The organism is Patescibacteria group bacterium (assembly GCA_024654625.1).
In the GTDB taxonomy this organism is placed as follows: Bacteria; Patescibacteriota; Minisyncoccia.
The window spans coordinates 138,300-159,606 of sequence record JANLHB010000016.1 but is presented as its reverse complement, the minus strand read 5'-3'; the positions used below and the strand labels follow the sequence as shown (position 1 = coordinate 159,606).

At 43.7% G+C, this 21,307-nt stretch carries 18 protein-coding genes and 1 riboswitch; of the genes, 6 read left to right on the top strand and 12 right to left on the bottom strand.

Annotated features, from left to right (window positions below; all coding sequences use genetic code 11):
- Position 1: 1 nt before the first annotated feature.
- The 7 genes from NUV40_01700 to NUV40_01670 form a co-directional block, all read right to left on the bottom strand.
- Positions 2-2,518, bottom strand: a complete 2,517-nt coding sequence (locus tag NUV40_01700) for an Hsp70 family protein (GenBank protein ID MCR4342602.1) — start codon at positions 2,516-2,518, stop codon at positions 2-4.
- A gap of 4 nt (positions 2,519-2,522) precedes the next feature.
- A complete protein-coding gene (locus NUV40_01695; GenBank protein ID MCR4342601.1) occupies positions 2,523-3,053 on the bottom strand; it encodes a hypothetical protein in 531 nt (176 codons plus the stop codon).
- A 4-nt stretch (positions 3,054-3,057) separates the two neighbouring features.
- A complete protein-coding gene (locus NUV40_01690) occupies positions 3,058-3,267 on the bottom strand; it encodes a helix-turn-helix domain-containing protein (GenBank protein ID MCR4342600.1) in 210 nt (69 codons plus the stop codon).
- A 179-nt stretch (positions 3,268-3,446) separates the two neighbouring features.
- On the bottom strand, positions 3,447-3,677 hold the full coding sequence (locus tag NUV40_01685; GenBank protein MCR4342599.1) for a hypothetical protein: 231 nt from the start codon (positions 3,675-3,677) through the stop codon (positions 3,447-3,449).
- 31 nt (positions 3,678-3,708) lie between these two features.
- A complete protein-coding gene (locus NUV40_01680; protein MCR4342598.1) occupies positions 3,709-6,255 on the bottom strand; it encodes a DEAD/DEAH box helicase family protein in 2,547 nt (848 codons plus the stop codon).
- Between the two features lie 5 nt (positions 6,256-6,260).
- Entirely contained in the window at positions 6,261-8,381 is a 2,121-nt protein-coding gene (locus tag NUV40_01675) for a site-specific DNA-methyltransferase (GenBank protein ID MCR4342597.1), read from the bottom strand.
- A 2-nt stretch (positions 8,382-8,383) separates the two neighbouring features.
- Positions 8,384-8,566 carry a helix-turn-helix domain-containing protein gene (locus tag NUV40_01670; protein MCR4342596.1) on the bottom strand — a complete coding sequence of 61 codons (183 nt, stop codon included), beginning with the start codon at positions 8,564-8,566 and terminating at the stop codon, positions 8,384-8,386.
- A 150-nt stretch (positions 8,567-8,716) separates the two neighbouring features.
- Between NUV40_01670 and NUV40_01665 the strand changes: the two genes are divergently transcribed.
- The 5 genes from NUV40_01665 (at position 8,717) to NUV40_01645 (ending at position 13,302) form a co-directional block, all read left to right on the top strand.
- Positions 8,717-10,438 (top strand): DUF262 domain-containing protein, encoded by a 1,722-nt coding sequence (locus tag NUV40_01665; protein ID MCR4342595.1) that lies wholly within the window; start codon positions 8,717-8,719, stop codon positions 10,436-10,438.
- Between the two features lie 58 nt (positions 10,439-10,496).
- The gene (locus NUV40_01660; protein MCR4342594.1) at positions 10,497-12,002 is read left to right on the top strand and encodes a restriction endonuclease; all 1,506 of its coding nucleotides are present in this window, start codon (positions 10,497-10,499) and stop codon (positions 12,000-12,002) included.
- 3 nt (positions 12,003-12,005) lie between these two features.
- Complete coding sequence (locus tag NUV40_01655; GenBank protein ID MCR4342593.1) at positions 12,006-12,221, top strand: hypothetical protein; 216 nt, start codon at positions 12,006-12,008, stop codon at positions 12,219-12,221.
- A gap of 177 nt (positions 12,222-12,398) precedes the next feature.
- On the top strand, positions 12,399-12,656 hold the full coding sequence (locus tag NUV40_01650; GenBank protein MCR4342592.1) for a hypothetical protein: 258 nt from the start codon (positions 12,399-12,401) through the stop codon (positions 12,654-12,656).
- Positions 12,657-12,708: 52 nt separating this feature from the next.
- Positions 12,709-12,822: riboswitch (SAM riboswitch) on the top strand.
- 54 nt (positions 12,823-12,876) lie between these two features.
- Positions 12,877-13,302 carry a hypothetical protein gene (locus NUV40_01645; GenBank protein ID MCR4342591.1) on the top strand — a complete coding sequence of 142 codons (426 nt, stop codon included), beginning with the start codon at positions 12,877-12,879 and terminating at the stop codon, positions 13,300-13,302.
- On the opposite strand, the gene NUV40_01640 is transcribed toward NUV40_01645, so the two are convergent.
- From NUV40_01640 to NUV40_01625, 4 genes are all read right to left on the bottom strand, one after another.
- Positions 13,299-13,628 carry a hypothetical protein gene (locus tag NUV40_01640; protein ID MCR4342590.1) on the bottom strand — a complete coding sequence of 110 codons (330 nt, stop codon included), beginning with the start codon at positions 13,626-13,628 and terminating at the stop codon, positions 13,299-13,301. The two genes, NUV40_01645 and NUV40_01640, sit on opposite strands and share 4 nt — an antisense overlap.
- A 187-nt stretch (positions 13,629-13,815) precedes the next feature.
- Positions 13,816-14,022, bottom strand: a complete 207-nt coding sequence (locus tag NUV40_01635) for a hypothetical protein (GenBank protein MCR4342589.1) — start codon at positions 14,020-14,022, stop codon at positions 13,816-13,818.
- Entirely contained in the window at positions 14,019-15,152 is a 1,134-nt protein-coding gene (locus NUV40_01630; protein MCR4342588.1) for a peptidoglycan-binding protein, read from the bottom strand. Before NUV40_01630 ends, NUV40_01635 begins: the two co-directional genes overlap by 4 nt.
- Before the next feature lie 4 nt (positions 15,153-15,156).
- Entirely contained in the window at positions 15,157-15,378 is a 222-nt protein-coding gene (locus tag NUV40_01625) for an amiloride-sensitive sodium channel family protein (GenBank protein MCR4342587.1), read from the bottom strand.
- Positions 15,379-15,431: 53 nt separating this feature from the next.
- Here NUV40_01625 and NUV40_01620 point away from each other — a divergent pair, with 53 nt between their 5' ends.
- Positions 15,432-15,584, top strand: a complete 153-nt coding sequence (locus NUV40_01620; protein MCR4342586.1) for a hypothetical protein — start codon at positions 15,432-15,434, stop codon at positions 15,582-15,584.
- On the opposite strand, the gene NUV40_01615 is transcribed toward NUV40_01620, so the two are convergent.
- On the bottom strand, positions 15,578-21,304 hold the full coding sequence (locus tag NUV40_01615; protein ID MCR4342585.1) for a hypothetical protein: 5,727 nt from the start codon (positions 21,302-21,304) through the stop codon (positions 15,578-15,580). The genes NUV40_01620 and NUV40_01615 overlap by 7 nt on opposite strands.
- Positions 21,305-21,307 lie beyond the last annotated feature (3 nt).

Sequence of the window (21,307 nt, the reverse complement as noted above, 5' to 3'; positions counted from 1 at the left end):
ATTAGTGAGTGATGCCGGAAAGATTGCCGCGGATCGCTTCCTGTTCTTCTGGCGGGAGCAGAAGCATCAAACTATGGACGCACCTCTTGAGTTCATCGACATCGCCCAGTTCTATCGCGCGTTTCCCTTTAGAAATGTAATAGCTCGCCTCCTTCTCGCTTAGGAAAGCATGGTTTTCCGTCGTGAGTTTCTCAAAGTGGTATACCCACATGGCCGGGTTAGCCAATGCCACCCGTATGCCCAGCTCTTTGATCTGTTCGTTAACTCGCATGAGTAAGTATTTATCTTTACTTTCGATAGCTCTTTCGCCTTCTTCTTTCAGCGTTTTTAGCTGGTCATTATTCATGCCCTTCTCTTTCTCATCGCCGAGTGTTTCAACGACCTTCTGGACATCAGCAATGCCCTCATTGAATTCTTTAGTAAGTTGCGGCAATTCTTTCGCTTTTTCGATCTGATCGAGCTTAACTTTCAAAGCTTTCAGGTGTGTGTGCGCTTTCCGCTTTTCGTCCTGATCGATGTGGGCGTTGCCTATGCTCGTATTCACTGATTGAACAGTGTTTTCCAGTTTTGCTTTTTCTTCCGCCGTACAGTTCGCCTCAATGGTTTTTATGCGTTCCCGTTGGGCATTGAGATCGGACTCCATCTGCTTGACATCAATATCTTCGGCGTGGATTGTGGCTCGCGCGTTAAGAGATAAGTCGATAGTTGGAATAAAAGCTTCAACCGTTACTTCTCTCGATTCATTGACCTCTATCTTGATCTCCACTTCGGTGCCGTCTGGCAGGTCATACGGCAAATTTTCTCCCGTGATCTTAAGGTCGCAAATAATGTGATTGCGGTCTGGTGTTTCGGATTCTCCCTCGTATACCTTAATTGGCAAAGCATTTTCGGTATCTCCCTTTTTCAATCTCTTTACCGTCTTATATGTTTTGGTGGTCCGTAGGGGCAGAACGCTGTTTTTTTCGAAGAACGGCTCAAACATTTCAGTAAGAGCAAAGCCACTGCTCATATCTCTTTTTGCTACGGCAACACCGATAGAGTGCGGTATTGGTGCGCCGGTTACGGAAAGTCCATGAGTGATGGAGAAAGAATCGGGATCAACTTGCACAGAGTTTCCATCCTTATCAAATAAGTAAACCCAGAAGAGGCTGGTCTTGTGCGGTTCGAGTGCAATCGTGTCGAAGAATTTGCCGCCCTTCAACTTAATTTTCGATCCGCTATAGAATCCACTCTCGCTTTGGATTTGAATATAATATTCATCATCTGAATTTTTCAGTTGCTCGACTACACCGCTCACAGTTACTTCTTCTTCCGATGTGAGCGATTCGTAGTTCAGCGTCAGCGTTTTCACGCCAGCGGCCACTTTCTTTTCCTTGAGGAATTCTTTGGGGATTCGCTGACTGACGGCAAATATGCATGCGCCGCGGGCAACCACCGTCAAGGGGTCTACGGATGCATCGACTGTAATTTTAAATTCTCGATTCAAGCGGTCTTTAATGTAAGGGATTTGGGTCGGACCGCCTACTAATATGATCTTGTGAATAGTCGATTGTTTGACCCCGGACTCTTGGATTGTCTCTTTAGCGAGCTCAACTGTTCGGTCAACCATCGGCTTTATGAGTTGCTCAAATCCTTTACGGGTCATTTCAGCGGTTACATAAATTTCGTTACTATCGTCATCATCTCCGATTCCCTCTATTTCAAGGTTTGTTTTTTCGTATTGAGACAAATACATTTTCGCGTTCTCGGCAATATACTTCAGCTTTGCGAACACGCTTCTGTATTTTGAATTGCCACGATTGAAATCTTTTATTTCGTGTTTTTCTAAAATTGCGGGGACGATAACTTTGTCCACGATCAGCCAGTCAAAATCCTTTCCCCCTAAAAAGTTATCGCCATTATGGCCAAGCACTGACAATGCTCCGTCCTTTGACGAGATAAGCGCGACATCGAAAGTACCGCCGCCAAGATCATAAATGATCCAGTTCTCATTTTTCGCATTCATGAACCCGTAGGCCATTGCGGCCGCTATCGGTTCTTGAAGCAATACCGCATACTCAAATCCCGCCAGATTGCCGGCTCTCTTGGTCGCCTCTGCCTGCAGAGTAGAAAAATACGCCGGGATGGTGATCACGGCGGTCCGTGTCTCAAAATCGGGGTACTTTCTCAATACATCTTCCTTGAGGCTCTTTAATATTTCCGCCGAGATTTCCTCAGGGGTCATTTCTTGATTGATCCTCGGGAAGCGTACAGTTTCCGAAGTTCCCATTAAACGCTTTACCTCTGCTTTGTTATTTGAAAATTCATCCTCCGAAGCATCCTTGTACAACCTCTCGTATGCTCTTTTTCCAACCACCTTGTTTTTCGCTTTATCAATTCCAAAAACGGACGGGGTATATTCGTCTCCGAAGACATTTTTCACCAGCTCAACATTGCCGTTATTATTAATGGCGATCTCGGAGTTTGTCGTCCCCAAATCGATGCCGATTTGAATGTTTTGCGCGTTGTGTTTTGACATAGGTTTAATTGCTCAAGAGTATGATTTTGGCTTTTTTCACGACCTGACCTTTGCACATGATCGTTGGCTCAACCGTCTCTTTGACTATCGGCTCGGTAATTGTCGGGTCCTTTTCTACTGACAAAATATCCAAATTCAGGCCTTCGTTGAATTTTTGATTGGTATAATCTCGGATTTCTAAATCGTATTTTTCCAAGTATCGCTTCAGCTTTTGGACCGAACTCTCAAGCCCTTTCTTCTGGATATCGGTAAGTCCTGAAGTAACTTTTGCCAATCGTTGCTCTATTCTCCAAACCTCTACGGCGAGTTCAACTAATGATTCCACGCTTAAAGACATCTCAATAACTTTTGGTTGGATGGAGAATCGTATTTCCTCTCGGAAGCTATCACGCAGGTGAGTTAGTGCTTTCAAAAATCCAGTAGTGAGTTTGCTGATCGACAGGATCACCCCTATTAATAAAATAGCCACGACCGAAAGGAGCGCGACTTCTATCGCTTGAGGGCTGATCGTGGTGAAAATATTAAAAAATTGCATATGGTTATCGGGTCAAATCATCGATACTTACCTCAAGAGCTTTTGCTATTTTCTTGAGGGTCTCAAGTGTCGGATTCGGATTCTCATCCTGCTCGATCCCAATGATCGTATTGTTTGAGACATCCGCCAACTTCGCTAATCGATCCTGCGAAAGACCACGCTTCTCTCTCAGCGACTTGAGGTTTCGACCCAATGGATTTTGTTGTTTTGGCATAAAAATGTGTTGTTTACGATTGTACTACAAAATGACCTCAATTCGGTAATACTACCCCAATGGTACTACCTCACTAAATAAAAGTCAATAGGTTGCCCACATTGTCAAATTCCGTCTATCAAGTTGATAAAAAAACAAAAAAATGCTAAGGTAGCTTTACTATGTCGAGAAACATCTCATTACAAGAGGCGGGAAGTCGTTGGGTCAAAAACTCCCTTCGTTCTTACCTTGAAGGCGAGAAAAATCTCAAATGGATCGCCGGAATACTCAAGGGTGCGAGCAAGAACGAAGCTCAATCTCTTTTTAATTCTTTGGGTCGCTCTGGAACGCCAGAAAGAAAGGCAGAATTTCAGGAATGGCTCAATCGGACCGACACTCCCCACCAGACGAAATAATGCCCTCCCGGGCATTATTTTTTAAGAGCAGATTTTCTTGAGATCGTTATTCACTATGATTTTTTTCAAGCAAATCTTCAAGTGCCGATCTAAATTCTCCCTTGAATAATCTGCCATCGAACAAGTATTCTGTAAATTCGACATAGCTTGATGGGCTTAAGAAATGGAAAAAGTATTTTTGTTTGATTTTTGCGGCCGCCAACTCACTATTTAAGTCCTCAAAATGTTTTTTCGCCCAACGATATTTTGCCTTGTTTTCATCCGAATCATCACCGTCAGATTTTATTTCAACAACAACGATTTTTTCACCAATCCTAATAAAGAAATCGGGGTTAAAACTCCCCTGAGTTGGGTGCTCACCTTTTCTCCACGAATACTCAACGCTGTAAAATCCCATATCACGGGATTTTATCCAAGCATCTAACTTCTCGCACAAGTGAGGACTGACTAAAGTTTCAACAAATCTTCTTTCGGGTTCAAGTTTTGTCAAAACGACATTGACTGGCGTTTTGAAGCAATAAGGATTAACTTCTTTGCTTGCGCTTCTCGGCAGATTTTCATCGCTGATTATGTCTTGCAAGGTATCGATCATTCCATTTTTACACTCGTCTTTGAAATTTTCGGTATAGAAAACCGTCGAGCCGTGTTTGATCGCTCCAACGGCAACATTTTCTTTTTCAAGTTGTTTCGTGCCGATTAACTTCGGCTTGTTTGCTGTTCGTTCCAAAACAATTGTCGATCCCCTTGCTCTGAAAAGGGTTTGAAACGCTTTGAAGATTCTGTTTGCATTATCTTCTGTCAACACCCCGCTTTTTATCCCGACTTTCCGCATTGAGGTTATGACGATCTCTTTTATTTCATTCTCTGGCGGCAAGTGTTCTTTTTCGTATTCACCCTTTGGAAATCTAAGTTTTGCCTCAAAATCTCTCGTCTCGAAAGTTTCAACGATCTTGGCCACCACATCGTCAACACCAAAAACTTCTTTTTGAATCGCCGTTGTTTTTGACTTGATAACGCCACTCAAATCCTCATATTCAGTTTCTCTTTCTATCTGTTCGACTTGAGCAACTAAATTTATATACCCCTTCGAGTAATCAAAAACTTCCGTATCTTTCTCCGCCTTAACGGCCTTTTCCTGCTTTTCATAGTCAATCGTGTATAAATCAAAGTGATATTTCGCCCGATCTCCAGAAGTTAAAACCTCACTCGTTAGACGGACTTCCATTTCTAAAATTTCATCAACCAAGCCGCGAATGTTCCGACTCCAAGCGTCATGATTGAAAACCCTAACCTTCGGCTGGGGTGATTTATATTCTTCTGGTATACGCAGACCTCGGCCTAAAACCTGAGCAATTAAAAGTTTTGAATTAAAAGCGCGATCCTCCCATGGTACGATTTGAAAAATATTTTTTACATCCCAGCCCTCGGTAAGCATAGAAACGGAAACAATCCACTCAACTGAATTATCCTTATCGTCAACATTTTTCAATTCCAAAACATTTTTCTTGTGATCTTTATGCGAAGTAACAATCAAAACCTTTTTTTCAACCGCCTTGCGCGATATTTTTTCCCGCTTTTCCAAAAAGTCAATCAAATCTTCCCGAAGTGTTTTTGCTTTGGAAATATCTTTTGTAACTAAAATCGTAAGTGGCTTGATAAGCCGGTACTTTTTTACAAATTCATCATGATTGTCATAAATCTTTTGGAATTTCTCGTTTTTGTCTATATTCTCGTCTTTCGCAACATAATCAACCGACTTGATTACTTTATCATCGACAGCTTCGCGGATTGAGTAGCGATAAATAACATCATTAAAATACTCATCTTCAATATAAGCCGTGCCGGTAAAACCGAGAATATATTTGAAATTAAAATCGGGACTCAGCAAAAACGCTTTCCATTTTTTTATATCCTGCTCGCTTGATGAATTGTAGGCATGATGAACTTCATCGTTCAAAACCAAAACGCGCTCCCCGTTTTTCTTCAAACTGTCATTTATTGATGAGCCGGTCCGCTCATAAACGGCATGGATATTTTCAACGCAAATGTCGCCATTTTTAATTGTGCTGTTTGCATCAATAATTCTCGGATTTTTGAAAACGGTATTATCTGGTAATGTCGCCTTTATCTTGTCATCCCCGGAAAGCTTCTCAAACTTTTCTTTTAAGCCCGACTCAATAGTGAGCGATGGGCAAAGCACCAGAACCTTATCAACCAAGCCAAGTCCTAACGCGATTTGCGCAATACCATAAATAACATAGCTTTTGCCTGTCCCTGTCGCCAAATCAATCACAGCCGAAAGCTTATGGGGTAATGGCAAATTTCTTTGATAGTCACGGACATCTTTATATCTTTTCTGTAGTTCATCGTTCTTTCTAAAGTTTTCCTCAATTAAACTTTCGATTGAGTTATATTCTCCAGACGCAAGAAAAATAACCGAATCCCTGATCGCTTCTTTTTGAAACTCTCTATCGCCGCAAAGTACATCAATAAAATCAACCCATTTTTTCAAATTGAGCTTGGCGGGATTATAATTTTGCTTCACTTGCAAAACCAAGTCCTGTGTTTTGTATATTTTAATGCCTTCTGTCATAGCGTTTATTTAACCTTAAAAACTTCCCGAAATTCATTACCGTAAATATCAACATAAATTGCCATAATTTCTTTACCGCAATCTTTTCTCGGAAATTCTTTGATAATTTCTTTTTGTTTCTTTAATTCCATTTTAATTTCTTCCTCGCTTTCTTCCTGATCGCTTGACTTATGATTAAGCAAATCATGTGCGAAAAAGTAGTTTGTCATCATAAACTTTTCGCCGTCATAATTTAAATCCAAAAGCAACATTGCCAAGCTTTCAAAGTTTTTGAGTTTTTCGCCGGTTTCGTCCTGTGAATATGCGGACTCAAATCTTTTGATTTTCAAAACGATTTTATCTTTCAACTTTTTAACCTCTGATTTTACTTCTGGCTGACGAATAAAGTGAAAACCAATTGCCTCGTCCAAATCATTGATTTGGCTTTTGCTTTGTGGCTGTCGAAACTTCTTAAACTGAACCTTGTGCAATTCTTTAATGATCTGGTACGGTACTTTGAGAAAATAATACCGAACATTGCCAATCTGGTGATAATCGCTGATAAAATTTACATTGTTCGCGGGAGCGATTATGTAAAATCTTTCATCAATTTTCCCGCCAATGCTCTTATGTAATTCCTGCAAATACTTTTCATCAACGCTGGCATTTTTCAGTTCCCAATATGGAAAGATTTTCGCGTAAAATTCTCGCTTCTTCCCATCGATTTCGACACCACCTATTTTTGTAACCTTCGTTTCCTCAATTTCAAATAAATCTTTCACGAAGCGAGTATATTCATCTTTTTGTAGAGCAAAAATCTTTCCAAGATCATAAAGCCCCGAAGTAACGATGGCGAAAGATTTTGCCGGCTTACCATATTTTTTCTTTAAGTCGATCAAATCTCGGCCCCGATCTATCTCTAATAATCGCTTTTGAATTGTGTAGATTGATAACTTCCCGATATCACAGGCAACCCAACGCCTACCTAATTTTTCGGCGACTATTGCCGTTGTTCCACTCCCGGAAAAGAAATCCATTACCAAATCGCCCGTGTTTGTTGTTGAACTTACGATCCTCTCTAAAAGAGTTTCAACTTTTTGTGTTGGATATCCAGTATCTTCTGATGGCACCGTTCCAAGTCCTGGTATATCCGTCCAAATATTATCGATTGACCTTATAATTTTATACTTTCCGCCGCCCAAACCTTCAGCATAATACTTTATGCCGATTTTCCCTTTTGTCGTTTTTACTTCCTTTTTTTTGTTATCAAAAATCACTTTACCGCCATAGCTCACATAAATGCGACCTTGCTTGTAAAAGTCAAGCAGGCTTTCAAATGAATATGATCCCGGGTCCGATGTTCTAAAGTAATTTCCTTTTTCGTCTTGTTTATAACTGCCTTCTTGTTTAATTTCTTCTTCCGTCAAAATAATTTCCCTTTTGGGTGCTTCCCACAAGGGCTTTGCATCAGTGCGCTTTTTGTAAACTAAAATCTGTTGGCAACTTTTTGGTAAAAATTCAGCATTAACTTTTGCGCCCCTTGCCACCTGACTACGCCAATAAATTGTATTAAGATAACAACTTGGAAAAATTTCATCCATTAAAACTTTTATGTATTCTGCTTTGCGATGATCCAAATGAACCCAAATTGTACCGTCATCTGCCAACACTTCCTTTGCTACTATTAAGCGGCGGCGCAAAAATTCAACAAATTCAGCACCTTTTGCTTTGTCAGAATATGCTTTCGCTCCACCATTTCCTCTGAAATCATCTTCCGTTGCAAATGGCGGATCAATATAAATCAGTTTTACTTTCCCCTTAATTTTATTTTTGACGAGCAGGTCCTTATTCTCATTAAAGGTTTTAAGGATTTGAAGATTATCGCCAAAAACCAAAAGGTTGTGCCAATCTTTGGAGTAAAGTGGATATTTCTTGCCATTAAAAACTTTTTCGATTTGGAGCGGCACTGGCTTGGCTTCCTCGGTGTCTGCCAGCACATCCTCTTTTCGCATTTTCCCGGCATAAACAAGCTCGTATTCTTTTTGCTTGGTTGGAAAAAGCGCGTACTTATATTCTGTTGGGATTTCCTTGCCGCTTTTTAAACACTCGATCAGAAATTCTATATCGTATTTATTTAAATTTTTCATATTTACTTCTTTTTAGAGTTGGTGTGCGCATTAAAAAAACGATCAAGGTCGCCGTCTTTTATTCTCCATTGACCCATTTTTGAGGCGACCAGTTTTTTCGCCTTAATATAGCGCATCACCGAGCGTTCGCTGACACGCAGTTTTTTGGCAACTTCTTTAATTGTTAGAAATTTCTCCACAGGCATATGCTTATAGGTTCATTATACTCTACCTGTCATATTTTGTCATTTTACTCTATTTCTTAAATTCTGCTAAGCGATGCTAAGTGGATAACTAAAAAGAGATTGTCATATTTTGTCATCCTTGATACAATCAATTTATCAACTTGTTAACCTATGCCAAAAACAGATATATCAGTTCGTGAATTAGTCGATAAGGTTCAGCGCGGCGAGCTCACTCTCCCCGAGATGCAACGCCGGTATGTCTGGCCAGCAACCCGAGTGCGCGATCTTCTCGACTCCCTCTATCGCGGGTATCCCTCGGGGACTATTTTGGTTTGGGAAACTGACGAAGAAATTGAGACACGAGAACTTGCCGTGCAAGCCACAAGAACTCCTACGATTTCCCAAAAAATATTACTACTCGATGGTCAGCAAAGAATCACCTCCTTATCTGCGGTCTTGGGTGGCGAGCCAGTTCATGTCAGAAACCGCAAGCGGCCAATCGACATTCTTTTTAATTTAGAGCACCCCGAGGGTCCGCCGGTAGAAATCACAGAAGTAGACGAAAATAATGGCGACTTCACCGCTGATTTGGAAGATGTTGAGGACGAAGAAACCGCAGAGCGCGATATTCAAGAAGAGATGAGAAAGAGAACTTTTGTAGTGGCAAGCCGTGCATTGCAAAACGATCCACTCTGGGTCCCAGTATCGGATATTTTCAAAAAAGATTTCAGCGAAATACTCGAAAAAGTCGGCATCACATCCTTACAAGATCCGCGCTATAAAAAGTATTCGGCCAGATTGCAAAAGGTCAAAACGATCTCCGACTATCAGTATGTCATGCAGGTGCTTGAAAAAAGCATGTCGTATGAAGAAGTCACGGAGATTTTCGTGCGTGTCAATTCTCTTGGTATCAAATTGCGTGGTTCTGATCTGGCCTTAGCCCAGATCACATCTCGGTGGAAGGGGTTCATGGGTCTTATTGAAGATTTTGCGGCCGAGTTTAAGGATGACGAGGATTACATTGTAGAAACTGGTCTGCCCGTTCGCATGCTCGTGGTGTTCGCCACACATCAAAGCAGATTCAAGACAGTTGGTAAAATCAGCAAAGAGAAACTGGGCGACTCTTGGAAGCTTGCCACAAACGGCTTGCGCTTTGCTATCAACTTCTTAAGAAGCAATGCCGGCATAGACAATCTTAGTTATCTTTCATCTCCTTTCTTACTGATCCCGATTGCCGTCTATGCGACACTGCGCGACGAGAAGCTAACCCCGGAAGAACAGAAAAAACTTCTGCGCTGGTTTTATCTCGCTCACATGCGCGGACACTACAGCATGGGATCGTCTGAATCTATTTTGGAAGCCGACCTGTCTCTCTTATTCAAAAATAAGAATCTCGATGATCTTATTAATCAGCTACATCTGCATGTCAAAAAATTCGTTGTTGATCTGGACGATCTTGTTAATAGAGGCATCCGAAGTCCATTTTTCTCAATGCTTTATTTCGTATTAAAGCATAATGGCGCCAAGGATTGGTTTTCTGGTTTGAAACTTTCCGAGAAGCACACGGGCCGGGCGCATACTATCCAGTATCATCACATCTTTCCAAAATCTCTTTTGCGTGAACCAAAATTCGGTTATGACAAGAAAGAAATTAACGAGATCGCAAATTTTGCTTTCATTGGCGGCAAGACGAACAGACAAATTCTCAACAAAGAACCCTCTGTTTATCTTGAAAAGGAAATCATTGCTAAAAAAGGCGAAGAAGCAATAAAGCTTCAGCTGATCACTTTGGACAGAAAACTTTGGGAGATAGCAAACTTCAGAGAATTTTTGGGATGGCGCAGAAAAGCAATCGCTGATGAGATTAATAATTTCATGCAGAAATTGGAATAATCTATGGGGCGAAATAGCCCCTAGATTTTTCTTATAGAGGTGTTAGATATTTTTTATTATGGCTAAATCCAAAGTCACACGAACATACGGACCTATTCACTTTGAGGATTTAGACCCTCATCGTTTTGAAGATTTGATTCGGGAACTGATTTACGACTATAAGGATTGGCAGACGATTGAGGCAACTGGAAGGAGCGGTAATGATAGCGGATTTGATATTCGCGCTTACGAAAAAACCTATAAAGCTTCACCGATAGAAAGCGAGGACGAGAACTCGGAAGAGGTGCATCCTATGGCAGGTAATTTATGGATGATTCAAGGTAAGAGAGAAAAAGAAATCGGTCCCAAGCAAGTAAAAGAAATCATTTCCGATGCCGATCCTAAAAATCCGCCATACGGATATATACTTGCCGCTTCGGCAAACTTTTCAAAAGAATCATATGATATTTTCCGCGAAGAGCTCCGAAAGAAAGGGGTTATGGAATTCTATCTCTGGGGTAAAGCAGAGCTGGAAGACATGCTTCATCTCCCCAAAAACGACCGCATCCTCTTCACTTTTTTTGGCATTTCCTTAGTTAGTAGAAGACGATCCCGAGCTACTGAAATACGGCAAATCGTCAGCAATAAAAATAAGCTCTATAGGATTTTTGGCGATGAAGGCAAACTTCACAGATCGGTTCTTTTGCGAGATTCAAAGGATGCAAAATATCCATATCAAAATGAGTATAAAGATTTTAAAGAACGCCCGCGCTGGCGCGAATACAAAACAGTTGCATACTATCCGCTGGGATTAATTGTGAATATGCATAGATTTTTTGCATATGTTGACCCTGAAAAAAAAGAGTACGATTTTACGGATGCAATCAATCTAATTTATCGGGAAAGCGATTCTCAAGAGGAGAAAGAGAAGCAACAAAAAATACGAGAAAAAATCGAGGACTTCTGGGATCACTTGCCGCATCGCAACCAAGTAACATTTATCAGAAATGGCTTGATCCGCTATGACGAGATGCTCGTCATAGACGACAAGGGTGATGAGTGGCACAAATTTCCGCACATATTTGTCGATTTTGATTCTCGCCTTGGTCCTTTCACGGGTTCTTATGAGTATTTAGAAAAAGGAGAAAACTCCCAATTATCGCTTGAGGGGTACAAGCGAGTGAAGAAATTTCCTGCATCATTTCCGTCTCCTGCGATAGGTAAAATTCACGATAAAAAAGGGGTAACACTAAGCGATCAGGATTTCAATATGTTGAAACATGGCAATGAAAGTTTTTTTGCCCTCTATGAACTTGATGGCCGGTATAATTTTCTCAAACAGAGAGATTTCGTAAAAATTGAAAATCAAGATCAAAACGACAGCTCAAAATACTACCTTCAAATTACACATGTAGAAAGCGCAAAGGTGAACGACTATCTTAAACTGAACCCGCAATCGGAGTGGATGATCGAACGACAAATCGGTGCGAAGCCAGACGCAGAAAAAATCCTTAACGCCTATGAGTTCAAAAAAACCTATGATTTCGTTGTAGAAAGAAGAAAATCAGAAAAAGGTGTAAAATAAATTATGTTGCATATCTTATGCAAACGATGTAAGGGCTTGATTCCCCGCAAACGCGGAAAGAGAGCTTATACTTATTCCGCATTTGAGACACGAACCAATGCGGAAGGAAAAAGGCAGATCAGGTGTTTTTGCGGCAGATGGACACATGATCCGAGAGGGGCAAGATTTATCGGCACAAAAGAACAGATAGAATCAATAAAACAACATGGTAAAATTTAAATGACAATTTAATAAGTTGGCCTAAACTCTACAGAGTCCTCTGTCGGGCATGGCCAGAAACCGCGAGAAGCATAAAGACCCCATCATCAGGGTCGCTTCTCGCGTCATGTGGGGAAACCCGCATGTGGGCCGCAAGGTCCTAGCCTGGTGGTGGGCTTTTTGTGTTTCAAAACGAGAGTGGATAACCAGATTTGTGCGAAGCTCGTCACCGAAGGTAACATTGCCCTCGATACGAATATGCATAAAAAACAATTAGAACGACATATCGAAAACGACGACTATTTCGGTACGCTGGCAACCGTGCTTAATATGGCGCGGCAAACTCTTGAGAAAGACATGCGCGGGCCGAAGAAAAACTGGCACATCAAACTCCTGCAAAGCTTGGAAGAAGATTTGATATATCTGCAAAGGGAATACAAAATCACCAAAAAATAACCTTTTGACTTTTGATGTCGTTGTAGTAATATGTAAGTACAACTGAATAGTGAGTTTATCAAGAGTGGCGGTTAGAGCACTGGCTCAACGATCCGCCCAGCAACCTTTCGAGGATGACACTTCGAAGAAGGTGCTAAATCCAGCCCCATATGGGGAGAGATAAAAGGTCGATTTTTTGTTTCCTTAATCGCTCTTCTCCCCCGAGAAGAGCTTTTTGTTTATGGATTTAGATAAAGAAAAAATAGACGAAGCCCTCAAGCACGGCACCTTCTTCGGATTCGTGCCGCATCGTTTGGAAATCAAAGAGTTGCCGGAGTTGAACGACTTTCCGTTCAATGTGCTTTTCTCCAGCTTCGGCGTAAAAGACGGCACAAGGGTGATGGGCAGTGCAGTATACAACCCGGATTTCTCCACTTTCAAAAAAGATGCAGAAAAGTATTCCATGCAATACCACAATGGATACGGCGGGGATAGCTGGCTTCGCGTAGATTATGACTTCAAAAAGAAGAGTTGGATCGGCGAGAAATTCGTGAGTGGAGAGTCGGCCGGCATGGCGTTCGGATCGGAATGGCACATGTTTTTCGTTCACTTCACGATGCTCGGCCTTAAAAATGGCGAGCAGTGTCAGTTTGAACCTGCGCCTTAGAACTTCTCCATAACTGAGAGCACTTCTTCTGGATAGTTCGGATTAACGCTTCCGTTGTAACTCTGCAATTTTTGGAGCGTAGTTTTGCCGCCGTAGTAGCCGGCTGTTTTCGGATTGAACCCACAAAGATTCGCGCCCACGATTTCGATTGCTTTCTCCACGCTCTCAAAATCGGCACGGCAAGAAGCCCAGCCGAACGGATTATTTCCGCACGCTTGTTTTCCGCCTGAAGATTCCCGGACCGCAATGGCCGGCAGAAGCCGCCAATCCATATCGCAATGATCAGCGACTTCCACAAACTTGGCGCCGTAGCCGGCAAGCGGCATGCTTCGCTCGGTAAAGTATCGGTCTATTCGTGCCGGTCGCTCATCGGGTATGACGGGTCGGCTCGCGCTCGAATCGCTCGCCCCCGGGGCAATTACGGGGGTAGATTTTGTCGCAAATACGGCCAAAGCAATCAAAAGCGGCAGAATCAGCCACCCGGCGCGTTTTGGCAGGATTCTCAAAATGTTCCTACCCTTGTTGTCCTTGCTCGATCAGCCGTCTCTCTTTCAGATATCTGGTAACCGCATACCACACCGAGTTGATGATTGGAATCAAAATCACCCAGCGCGGATCGTTTTGCAACCATGCCAGCAAAATCGGAAGAGTCGCGGATACTCCCGAATAAGCAAAAACAATCAATAAATGTTTGATGGCCTCTCTTGTTGGTGTGCTCATAGTGAATATATTTCGTTTAATGCCCTTATGGTTTTTGGTCCGACTCTCCGACCTCTCAGAGAATCGAGTTCCGATAAAGGCGCAACTTTATGGGCTACCTGGAACGCATACACAGCTTTCGCTGTAATTGATCCATAGTAGCCAGTGCTCGCAACATTCGATGGGAAGTGTCCCTCGTATTTCAGAATGTTCTGCAGTGCGACCACATCAGTTTTCTGGTTTTCGTGCAACACAACATTCGCCGGCTGATTTTTCGCGCTGTCCCACGGAATAAATTCAAGTGGCTTGGTGAATGTATATTTCGGCTTCGTTGGTCCCGGAGATGGCTGTGGTTGAGGTTGTGTCTGATCTTCAAATGCGAAGCTAATCGGATATGCCGCAAACCAATTGCGAACCCGTAAGAAGTCCTCGGTGATTACGCGTTGCCCATTGAGTCCGAAAAATTGCCCCCAGCTGTCCTCAATAATCAATGCTTTCTTGCCTTGATAGAGTGCAAAATCAACAGCAGTAACTGAATGTCGGCTGGTATCGCTGGCATAAAGATTCAGATCGGAATATTTAATGGTTGGCACATCAGTCCACTCGTCGCCTTTGAAATAAAACCAAACCATCACGGCCTTGCTCGTGGTTTGAATCACCGAAGCAATGGTGTCGATATCTTTTATCGGCAAACTCACATAGTTTCCAATTTTGAATACCGACCCGACATCCTGCTTGTATTGCGGAATCTCCGTGCCGTCCATTTGCGAATCGGTCATGTTCTGCGATGGCACAAGCTCTTCAAGCGTCGCGCCTTTGCGGGCGATGTTGAATGCATCCACGCCGGCCATGCCGCCCGAAGGTTTATTTGATCGGCGTTGATAGATGTGCGTTGCCGAGAAATGCACATACAACTGATTTTTAAGCCAATAGAGAATGCCCAAAAGTTTTACCAGCGTCTGGGCAACGCATGATCCTGATCCGTCTTGATTGAAGATCGGGAATTTGCGCCATGCGCTTTGCGGTTTCTCAACCCAGTTGACGGGGTTGGTAGCGGCGACTATTTCGCCGAATTGATAGTCGTTTTCTTTCTCCGCATCTCCGCGCGTATCAATGAGCGCGCCGGAGAGGAATTGTTCATTGTCGTTCATAAATTTATTTGTTAATGGTGATTATTAAGTTAAGCAACGCCGCGATAAGACCCCCTATCGAAGCGGTTGCGACAATCCAAAAGAATCGGGTAAGCCAAGAGACATCTGTCTTAATCCGACCCATCTCCTCGTTGGTTTTTGAGATGTGATCAAAAACAGTGTCCATTTTTTTCTCAAGATCCCCGACTCTTCGATCTTGCTCTTGATTTTGGTAATTATCGGTCATAGTGGATAACTCTGGCTTGCCCGACCTCTGGCAAGCGGTAACATGCCCCCGACATGAAAAAGTCGGATTTCGGCGACATCATTGAAGTTGTCATCATTTTGGCAATTCTTATTGCTGGTTTTTTCTATACTATTCATGGTCTTTTTGATAAAGATTCTATTTCTGGTTCTCATAATCGTTACTATGAAGCGCGTGAGGATTATTGACGGAACTTTTCATTGCTCGTCTCCACGAGTTCGACCGTCTGCCTCGCTATCTCCGTCATGATCTTATCGAGAGCGTCAATCGCTCTCTTTTTTTGCTCTGGATTCAAATCTCTTGAGTCAAGCACCGCGTCTCGCTTTTTTCTCAAATCAGAAAAAGTTCGGGCAACTTTATTAAGGCCTTTGGTGTAAAACCCGGCCGGACGGCTTCGCAAGTAATTTATCGCTTCCTGCTCTTTGCCTTCTTCCGCAAGACCCTTTACTGCCGCTTTTGTTGTATTTGCTTCGTCATATAATTTGTAGAATTTATTGACACTCTCACTCCCCGATCCGATCGGCTCTCTTGCCACAAACGCCCTGATGAACGGACGATCTGACAAAGTTTTTGCTGGCTCTGACGGCGGAGAGACCACGCCCAGCGTTTTGAGCAGTTTATCGCTCGCATCCAGAGCGTATTTTCCAAGCCCGCCTGTGTAACTTACAAAAAGATTCTCTATCTTTGCCGGCGATTGCTTGATGAGCTTTCCGACTTCTTTTGCGGTTTCGCTTGTATACCTATCGGCCTGCAGTTCTTTCGGCAATGCCTGTTTTCCTTCGGATACAATCGGCCTCTGCCGGAAGAAGCTGTAGTTGGCGACATTCTCAATGATTGGTTGAAGGCCGGTCGGGATGTATCCCGGGGCCGATGCTTCCATTAAAGTTTTAGCCGCCGAGGTCAGGGCTTCTGGATCGTTTTTGTCTATCCAAGTCAAAATGTGCTCGGGGACCGTACCGAAAATAACGCCGATTTCAAAAGGTTTCGGGATTCTGATAATCGGTCCGTCATCTCCTACGGGTATGATCCAGAAGAGGTCTTTTTGCCATTGGGGAAGTTCTTGATAGCGCGGATCATTTCTGTTGTTGAGATACAAAAGCACCGAAGGAAGAGTAACCCCGCTTGCCGCTTTAAATGTGGTCTGCATCGGCCGCTCTCTAAATGACCGAACCATTTTGTTTAATCCCTGTACTTGGGCGTTCCAAAAAGCGACGAGCATGTTGACCGCTCTGGTTTGTGATCCTCTTCTGGCAAAGTCGAGGGTGATATCTCTTGATTCAAAAGCGGCTTCGAGATCGCTCACTCCTTTTTTTACCGCCCTTCCGAACGCGCCGACACGAGTTCCTTTTTCTCCGAACTCGGAGAGCATTCTTAATGCCTCAATGGGATTTTTCACCATGCCTTTGATATCTTTTGCACCGAGAACTTTGGCAAGCGTCGCCTGAGAAGTCACTCGGTCAAGCGAGACAAGCATTGAGTGCGCACCGCCGCCGGCAAGCCACCTGCCGTGAAGATCCGTCTTGCCGACAGTGTTGAATATCCCCTTTGCCAAATCGACTCCCGGCACATAGCCATACTTCGAAAACACAAATGCCGTTAACTGGTCTCTAAGAGGATTTCTCCCCATAAATTCTGGGGTGAGCGTCGCGCCGGCTCGGAGTGTTCTTGCCGGAAATGCAAGCACTTTCATGATTGCGCCCACATCCGATTCCATCATTCCCGAAACCGCTTTGAACACATCCTCTGGCACTTGATAGAATTTCCTTTTTCCGTTTTCAAACACCATCATCGTGTTTTTGTCAGGCGTGAAAAATGACGGACGGAATATCAGTTCCTCTCCTTGTTTGGCGACAGGAACAAGTTTCGGTTTAATCGGCTTTATCATCTCGGCTAGCTCGGGGCTGGTATTTCTAAGATTTACGATTGATCGTCCTACCCGGGCCCGTTCGACAAAGTCAGTGACCTTGTAGGCGTTGGTGATCATGCTCTCAAACGGGTCAATAATGTCTTTCGTTGATCCTTTCAGCTTTTTCACTGGCACTGATCGTGGTGAGAAAATATTCGTTTTCTTCGGCACAAAGCCGTGAGTTTCCAATTCCTCAATCACTCGTTGAAATGGAACATAGAACTTATTTGATTTCGCTATCGTGTCGTATTGCTCTTTTGATATCGCGCCCACTTCAAGCAAGGGGTCGAGCAATGCTTTGCGAGACCATTCGCGCACTCCTTGCGCTGTCTTAGTCAGTTGCTCAAATCCTTTCTCGCCGTATTTTCCTTTCAAGGCGTTCATAACTTCTTTGGATTTTTGAGGAGTGGTCCCGATTACTTTCTTGCCGCTCTCCAAAGTTCGCTTTGAAAGCTCAATGTCTCGTTCAGCGATCATCAAAGTCCGCAGATCATCAATGTTGTCTTTCGCCGGTTTCAAAATCTTTGAGAGTCCCGGGCCGGTAACTTCCAAATTTCCCTCAGCGGTCAGCCGGGTCGTATTCCAGAAAAGCTTGGATTCGGCGATTCCTTGAATACCTAAATATCGGCGAGCCAAAAGCTCGGGGTTTTCTCCCGGACGCAATTCACTCGCTTTTCTGGCAAGTTTTGTGATCGGGTGAAATCTATCAATTATCGCTGTGTATGTTTCGTCAAGAGTTTTCTTTATAGGGGTTGCGGCTTTCTTCGCCGGAGTCGTATTGATGCGTTTCTGATACTCGCTGATAATTTCCTGAATTTTCGATGGTTGGGCCGCTTTTGCTGGCTGGCTCAAATCAATCGCTTTCGCGCCTTTTATTTCTGGGATATCGGTTTTGGCCGCGGCTTTTAATTCTCCAATTGCTGATGCTGGTTTGCTTGCGGAATCCCGAAAAGCTTTCTGATAACCTTTCCTGAATGTTTCCAACGATCCATCTGCGTCTTTGTAGATGTTCGTGATCTTTACATCGCCCGGGTTAAGAGCCACAACGAGATCGGCTTTCCCCTCGGCTTTCAGTATCACTGAATCGTACCCGGCCTTTCTTAGCGCGGCATCCACTTTTAATCTTGCCGGTCTGTTTTTCAAATATGTGGTTATGCTGTCATTGATTGCTGGCTCTTTAAGAGTTTTATGTATAAACGCACCCCATTCGTTTGATCCAAAGGGCATAAATTTCTGCGGGGAGTTGATCACAAACGGCTTTTTAGGAATGAACTCGGTCTCAAGAACGGCCAAGTCAGCACCCATACCTTTTGGATCGGCACGCTTGCCGTAAAATAGAGAGCTCGTAATCGCATCTTCTTTGGCGGGTTGCAAATAAACTCCTTCTCCGTATTTCCGACCGCCTGATTCAGCAAATGTCTCTGCTTCAGGAACTTTGAACCCGGATTTTCTTATCGCTTCCGCGCTTGTTCTTATAGTGCCGTGATACGAGGTTACGGGTGTATTCGGCTTTATGTCTCCTTGTTTTGATAGGGTGAGACCCCTCTCATATCCCTCTTCCAATATTCTTCGCCCAGCTTCGGCATTCGGGTATCTTTTCTTTACGAAATCGGGGATGTTTTCGAATGTCTTATCGAGCTCTTTTCGTATTGCGGGTTTAGAAACAACTACTTTCAATGCCTCGCTCGGCTTGCCGTCGAATGCTTTGGCATTGTAAATGACATATTCCTCGCCGGTGGCTACAGGGTCAAAATATTTGATACCGTCGTATCCCTGTTTTTGGACCCATTTACCGAGCGGGTATTTTTCTTTGGGAAATTCTTTTCTTGCCGCCCTGTGAGCATCATCAACGGATTTAAACGAATCAGTCAGGTCGAGTATTTTCGGATTGCCCTCGAGACGGACCGCTTGTCCGCCTCGCATATCGAGACCATAGAAGTTTTTTAGAGCTTGAGCGTCTTGGCCTACATAAAGTCCCGGCCCTAGTTGTTTATCAAATCTCTTTGCTGTGCCAGAGAGTAGACCCTCCGCTGTCAATTTTTTGTCAGGAGTAAAGTGATAGAATACGCCCTCTTTCATCCTTTTGGGCCGCACATAAAATTGCTCTTGGTGAGCAAGAATCGTCTCCTTGTCTCCTATGGCAGTTCGAAGCTCTTTGGCATAATCTGGGCTTTCCGCCAACTTAAACGGATCGATGCGTCTTGATTTCACAGCGACTTTCAATGCGTCCGTTGGCCTTGCACTTTTTATGTTGTCTATGGCTTTTTCTATTCCCTCGGCTACCCCAAGCTGGCGTGCGACAAATTCTTTTTCCAAATCATTGTTACTGAATTGTTTTGCTTTAGCGCGATGCAATCCAGCTTCTTCTATCAAATCTTCCAGCGTAGTTTTCGGCGCGAAGTGTTTGGCCGCTTTCTTCGCTCGTATTTCCTCTGGTATCTCTTTGTACGGAACGCCTTTTGTCGGACGGACTCCTTTCTTAAATTGGCTGGCGTGCGTGAGTTCCTCAACCAAAGTGCGATCGATCATGTCTTTCGTGAGTCCATCGCTCAAAACTATCGCGGGGTTTCCTTTCGGATCAACAGACAGCGACCCATGAGCTTTGCCCATGTGCATTTGTTTTTTGATATAAAGCGGCGTATCCAAGATATCCTTGTATTGCTCTCGGACTTTAGAATCGGCAATATAATCTCCGACTTTGCCGAGATTATAGACCTCGTCTTTGCCAGTTTTCTCCAATACTCGATATGCTTCGTCTATGCCGGCTTCCAGCTTCTTGGTGTGTATCGTCTTGCCGGCCGCCTCCTTGAGAGCAGTGGTCGGACTTGCCGGAGTCATGGCCTTAGCAGTTTTGAAAAAGTCCTGCTGGAACTTGAAGAGGTTATTTTCCAGCATATCGCCGTATAAATTCGCCCACTTCTTTCCGTTGACGATTTCGGATTTTTGCCGAACGGACATATTGGCAAGCTGATCTTTTTCGTACTTTGATTTCAGGACATCATCCAAGTTCCTTTCGAATGCGACCACATCGGTGGTGAATGTCGCCTTTGATCCTTTGCTAAGCGGTTGAACATATTTCTTTCTCCAAAAATCGGCTATCGGATTTCTAAATTCTGGAGCATAGGTATCGCCGGAAATTTCCCTGATAAACGAATTTACATCTTTGTGCTTTCCCACTTGTGGCACGAAAGATTCAAGCTCTTTAGGGATCGCGGAAATTGCCGGTTTCGTTGATGCCACAGATTTTAGTTCGTCAACTATTTTTGCGCTGGTTTTTGCGGCTGGATTTTTAGTAATCTCAAAGAAGTCGTCAAGGGATTTGAAGCCGGCTTTCAGTATCTGATTGGCTTCTTTTTTCGTGATCGTTTTGGCGAATTCTTTGACGGTCTTGGTAGTCAACGCTTTTTTGGCAACCGCTTTCAGTCCGCTTTTTCCCGGGAGCGGCGGGAGAATATCCAGAGCGGTAAGTCCGAGCACGGCAAACGGCGCGATCTTCTTTGCGGTCGGTTCTTGTATCCCGAATTCTTTCGCTCGCTCGGGGAATCGCTCGACTCGTTCAGTGAGTGACTCCAGCGGCTCTTGGCCGAAGAGAAACTTTTCCGCTTTGGTTTCGGGAATCATCGTTCTTCTTCCTTGCGCTTCAAGCGTCACTGATGCCGCCGCCCTGGGCCCGGCTCTTAATACCGCTTTTCCAAAGTCGGCAATCTTCTTCGTGGTTTCTCGCGCTTTCTCAAGACGAGCGGCTCTTTCCTCTGGTGTCTCTCTCGGCAACTCTTTTCTCTCAAATGCTTCTTTGGGCGGAACAAGAGATGAAGCAAAACTTTTCAGACCCTCAAATGACGGGGGTTTGTATTCGAACGCTGGCGATTTCGTCTCTATTCTCTGCACTGGAGACGGCTTTTCTTTCTCCTGCAACGATGATCGCTCTTTGGGCGTCAAAAAATTCTTCAGCGCGTCAACTGGTTTTTTGATCTTTTTTAAGATGTCGCTAAAAAATGCCATAGC

Coding starts and splice junctions, on each gene's coding strand:
- NUV40_01685 (MCR4342599.1), bottom strand. CDS start 3,677: ATGCCCGGGAGGGCATTATTTCGTCTGGTGGGGAGTGTCGGTCCGATT.
- NUV40_01670 (MCR4342596.1), bottom strand. CDS start 8,566: ATGCCTGTGGAGAAATTTCTAACAATTAAAGAAGTTGCCAAAAAACTG.
- NUV40_01630 (MCR4342588.1), bottom strand. CDS start 15,152: ATGAACGACAATGAACAATTCCTCTCCGGCGCGCTCATTGATACGCGC.
- NUV40_01675 (MCR4342597.1), bottom strand. CDS start 8,381: ATGAAAAATTTAAATAAATACGATATAGAATTTCTGATCGAGTGTTTA.
- NUV40_01660 (MCR4342594.1), top strand. CDS start 10,497: ATGGCTAAATCCAAAGTCACACGAACATACGGACCTATTCACTTTGAG.
- NUV40_01645 (MCR4342591.1), top strand. CDS start 12,877: ATGGATTTAGATAAAGAAAAAATAGACGAAGCCCTCAAGCACGGCACC.
- NUV40_01620 (MCR4342586.1), top strand. CDS start 15,432: ATGAAAAAGTCGGATTTCGGCGACATCATTGAAGTTGTCATCATTTTG.
- NUV40_01640 (MCR4342590.1), bottom strand. CDS start 13,628: ATGCCGCTTGCCGGCTACGGCGCCAAGTTTGTGGAAGTCGCTGATCAT.
- NUV40_01680 (MCR4342598.1), bottom strand. CDS start 6,255: ATGACAGAAGGCATTAAAATATACAAAACACAGGACTTGGTTTTGCAA.
- NUV40_01665 (MCR4342595.1), top strand. CDS start 8,717: ATGCCAAAAACAGATATATCAGTTCGTGAATTAGTCGATAAGGTTCAG.
- NUV40_01635 (MCR4342589.1), bottom strand. CDS start 14,022: ATGAGCACACCAACAAGAGAGGCCATCAAACATTTATTGATTGTTTTT.
- NUV40_01625 (MCR4342587.1), bottom strand. CDS start 15,378: ATGACCGATAATTACCAAAATCAAGAGCAAGATCGAAGAGTCGGGGAT.
- NUV40_01695 (MCR4342601.1), bottom strand. CDS start 3,053: ATGCAATTTTTTAATATTTTCACCACGATCAGCCCTCAAGCGATAGAA.
- NUV40_01655 (MCR4342593.1), top strand. CDS start 12,006: ATGTTGCATATCTTATGCAAACGATGTAAGGGCTTGATTCCCCGCAAA.
- NUV40_01700 (MCR4342602.1), bottom strand. CDS start 2,518: ATGTCAAAACACAACGCGCAAAACATTCAAATCGGCATCGATTTGGGG.
- NUV40_01690 (MCR4342600.1), bottom strand. CDS start 3,267: ATGCCAAAACAACAAAATCCATTGGGTCGAAACCTCAAGTCGCTGAGA.
- NUV40_01615 (MCR4342585.1), bottom strand. CDS start 21,304: ATGGCATTTTTTAGCGACATCTTAAAAAAGATCAAAAAACCAGTTGAC.